General features: G+C 59.9%; 4 protein-coding genes. 3 read left to right on the top strand and 1 reads right to left on the bottom strand.

The features are described from left to right. On the top strand, positions 1 to 109 hold a 109-nt coding region (locus HT737_RS32755; RefSeq protein WP_374011176.1), incomplete at its 5' end, for a hypothetical protein. A gap of 211 nt (positions 110 to 320) precedes the next feature. Then, entirely contained in the window at positions 321 to 1508 is a 1188-nt protein-coding gene (cfaB, locus tag HT737_RS15400; RefSeq protein WP_047297352.1) for a C17 cyclopropane fatty acid synthase CfaB, read from the top strand. A gap of 42 nt (positions 1509 to 1550) precedes the next feature. Here the strand turns inward: cfaB and cls are convergent, their stop codons facing one another. After that, a complete protein-coding gene (cls, locus tag HT737_RS15395) occupies positions 1551 to 2990 on the bottom strand; it encodes a cardiolipin synthase (protein WP_182403138.1) in 1440 nt (479 codons plus the stop codon). Between the two features lie 132 nt (positions 2991 to 3122). Between cls and HT737_RS15390 the strand changes: the two genes are divergently transcribed. Further along, positions 3123 to 3641 carry a DUF3617 domain-containing protein gene (locus tag HT737_RS15390; protein WP_027610324.1) on the top strand — a complete coding sequence of 173 codons (519 nt, stop codon included), beginning with the start codon at positions 3123 to 3125 and terminating at the stop codon, positions 3639 to 3641. Positions 3642 to 3742 lie beyond the last annotated feature (101 nt).

The following is a 3742-nucleotide window of genomic DNA, read 5'->3' as shown; positions in this document are numbered from 1 at the left end:
GATGATCGCCGCGCTGCTGCACAACCTCAGTACGTTGCTGGTGTTGGGCAATGCCGGACGGCTGCTGCGGTTTCAGGAGCCATTGCTCAAGCTCAAGGATGGTCTTTGAAATGAGTTGCAGCGAACTGTGCGCCGAATAGGCAGTCATCTATGTAGAAGGCGCACACGTCATTGCCGGTTTCCGTGTCGAAAACACGGGTTGCATTCCGGCCTGCTGGAGCGTCTGAAACGATAGTCTCGGCTAATTAAATCGATAGCCTGCTATTTTTCAAGGATGGTCTACCCTCAGATCTGACGTCTGAAACAAGGGGGGATTTTCCATGCTCGCGCAACTTCCACCGGCCTTACAGAATCTGCAGCTTCCGCTTCGCTTGCGTCTCTGGGACGGCCATGAGTTCAATCTGGGGCCGACGCCCAGCGTCACCATCGTGGTCAAGGACCCGACGATGGTCACCCAGTTCACCCATCCAAGCCTCGACGCGCTGGGGGCGGCGTTTGTTGAAGGCAAGCTTGAACTGGAGGGCTCGATCAGCGAGGTCATCCGGGTCTGCGACGAATTGAGCAGCGCCTTGCTCGATGAAGATGAAGGCGCTCAGCCAGTGCGTGCAGTGCATGACAAGGAAACCGACGCCAAAGCCATTTCCTATCACTATGACCTGTCCAACGCGTTCTATCAGTTGTGGCTGGACAGCGACATGGCGTATTCCTGCGCATATTTCGAAACGGGCAGCGAAACCCTGGAGCAGGCGCAGCAAGCCAAATTCCGTCATCTGTGTCGCAAGCTGCGTTTGCAGCCGGGCGATTACCTGCTGGATGTGGGTTGCGGCTGGGGTGGTCTGGCGCGTTACGCCGCGCGTGAATTCGGCGCCAAAGTGTTCGGCATCACCCTGAGCAAGGAACAGCTGGAACTGGCCCGTGAGCGCGTCAAGGCCGAAGGCCTGGAAGACCAGGTCGAACTGCAACTGCTCGACTACCGCGACCTGCCGCAGGACGGGCGTTTCGACAAGGTGGTCAGTGTCGGTATGTTCGAGCACGTCGGCCACGCCAACCTCGCCGAATACTGCAAAGTCCTGTTTGGCGCGGTGAAGGAGGGCGGTCTGGTGATGAACCATGGCATCACCGCCAAGCACACCGACGGTCGCCCGGTGGGACGCGGTGCCGGCGACTTCATCGAGAAATACGTGTTCCCCAACGGCGAGTTGCCACACCTGGCGATGATCTCGGCCGAGATCAGCGAAGCCGGGCTGGAAATCGTCGATGTCGAAAGCCTGCGCCTGCATTACGCGCGCACGCTGGATCACTGGAGCGAGCGGCTGGAGGATAACCTCGAGGCCGCCGGGAAACTGGTGCCGGATCAGGCGCTGCGCATCTGGCGCCTGTATCTGGCCGGGTGTGCCTACGCGTTTGCCCGGGGCTGGATCAATCTGCATCAGATTCTGGCAGTCAAGGCTCATCCGGACGGCAGCCATGAACTGCCCTGGACCCGTGACGACATCTACAACCCTTGATGCCTGAACCCTGCCCTCTCCCTTGGAGAGGGTGATGGGCTTCTAGAGAATCGGTGAAATAAGCCGGGCGATCCGCATGCCGAGCTGTTGCAGGCGGTGGATCTCCCGGCTTTCCTCTTTGGCAACCTCGTAAGCCTGCTCGAAATCATCGTTGAGCATACGTTCCACGTGGGCGGCGAATTCGCTGTCGACGGTCAGTAGCATCACTTCGAAATTCAGCCGGAACGAACGGTTGTCCAGATTGGCGCTGCCGATGGCGCTGATTTCGCTGTCGATCAACACCACTTTCTGATGCAGGAACCCCGGTTCGTAGCGGAACACCCGCACGCCGGCGCGCACCGCTTCGAATGCGTACAGGCTGGACGCGGCGTAGACGATGCGGTGATCGGGGCGCGATGGCAGCAGCAGGCGCACGTCGACGCCGCGCAGCACTGCCAGGCGCAACGCGGCGAAGACGGCTTCATCGGGAATGAAGTACGGGCTGGTGATCCACACCCGCTCGGTTGCGGCATGGATCGCTTCGACGAAGAACAGCGAACAGGTTTCGTAGGCGTCGGCCGGTCCGCTGGCCAGCAACTGACAGAGCACGCCGTCGTCCGGGTAAACATCCGGCAGGATCAGCGGCGGCAATGTGCGCGCAGCCCAGAACCAATCCTCGGCAAATGACTCCTGCATGCAGGCCACCACCGGCCCGCGCACTTGCACATGGGTATCGCGCCATGGCGCCAACGGCGGCTTCTCGCCCATGTATTCATCGCCAACGTTGTGCCCGCCAACAAAGCCGAGCACGCCATCGACCACGACGATTTTGCGGTGGTTGCGGAAATTCACCTGGAAGCGATTGAGCCAGCCGCTACGTGTGGCGAAGGCTTTGACCTCGACACCGCCATCGCGCAACGCCTGTACATAACTGTGGGGCAGGGCGTGGCTGCCGATGCGGTCGTAGAGCAGATGAATCGCCACGCCTTCGGCAGCTTTCTTCAGCAACAGATCGCGCAGGCGTTGCCCGAGGCGGTCGTCATGGATGATGAAAAACTGAATCAGTACGGCTTCGCGCGCTTGATCGATGGCCTGGAAAATCGCCTCGAAGGTCGCGTGGCCATTCACCAGCAGTTGCACTTCGTTATTCGCCAGGCATGGCATCCGCCCCAGTTTGGGCATGGCCCGTAGCGAGGCATAGGCATTTGAGGCGCGGGCGGTGAGGGCTTCTTCGACCCACGGTCGCCAGTTCAACTCGGAGATCGCCTGGCGCATCTTTTCGTTGGCCTGGCGCCGTGCCTTGATATAGCCGTCGAAGGTGCTGCGGCCGAAAACCAGATAAGGGATGAGTGTCAGGTAGGGAATGAAAATCAGCGACAATGCCCAGGCGATCGAGCCTTGGGCGGTGCGAACGGTCAGCACCGCGTGGATCGCGGCGATCAAGCCGAGGCTATGTATGAGGGCGATCAGATAGCCGAAAATGTGCGGTCCAAAATAATCCATGGGGCAGCCTTGCTCCTGAAGACTCAATGCGTAACAGACCATGTTCCGAGGCGAATGTCGCTAATTAATTGGTGCATGAACCGAAGCAATCGGCCGACGTCTAACGGCCACTACTGATCAGGAGTTTTTTCGATGAACGTTCGTCTGCTGGGTTTGGCGCTGGGCCTGGGTTTGGCAATGCCGGTGGTTGCGCAGGCGCAAATGCTGCAGCCGGGGCTGTGGGAAATGACCTCGAGCAACGTCAAGGTCGATGACCAGCCCATGGATGTGCAATCGATCCTCGGCCAGTTGCAAGGCCAGATGACCCCGCAACAGCGGGCGGCGCTCGAGAAGAACGGGATCAACATCGGCGGCAAGGGCATTCGTGCCTGCCTGACGCCGCAGCAGGTCGCGACCAACGATATTCCGCTGGCCGATCCGCAGTCGGGCTGCAAGCAGCAGATCACCGAGCGCACCGGCAACCAGTGGAAATTCCGCTTCAGCTGCCCGAAAGCGCAAGGCACGGGTGTCGCGACGTTCCTCAGTGATCGTGAGTTCACCACCGTGGCCAACGGCACGTTCAATGCGATCGGAATCAACCAGAAGGGCAGTCTGGAAACCCGTGCGGTGTGGTTGGGTCAGGATTGCGGCACTGTGAAGCCAAGAGCTTAAAAGCTTCGCGAGCAAGCTCGCTCCCACAGGGCCAGCGCGATTCCTGGTGGGAGCGAGCCTGCTCGCGAAGAACGTTCTGTCAGACACCTGATCATTCAACG

This window comes from Pseudomonas sp. MD195_PC81_125 (assembly GCF_014060985.1).
GTDB lineage: Bacteria > Pseudomonadota > Gammaproteobacteria > Pseudomonadales > Pseudomonadaceae > Aquipseudomonas > Aquipseudomonas parakoreensis.
Note: the sequence above shows the minus strand (reverse complement) of the source record. Positions and strands in the feature narration are given on the sequence as shown.

Bases quoted from the DNA above. Each gene is read 5' to 3' on its own strand.
- cls (WP_182403138.1), bottom strand. From the start codon at position 2,990: ATGGATTATTTTGGACCGCACATTTTCGGCTATCTGATCGCCCTCATA.
- cfaB (WP_047297352.1), top strand. From the start codon at position 321: ATGCTCGCGCAACTTCCACCGGCCTTACAGAATCTGCAGCTTCCGCTT.
- HT737_RS15390 (WP_027610324.1), top strand. From the start codon at position 3,123: ATGAACGTTCGTCTGCTGGGTTTGGCGCTGGGCCTGGGTTTGGCAATG.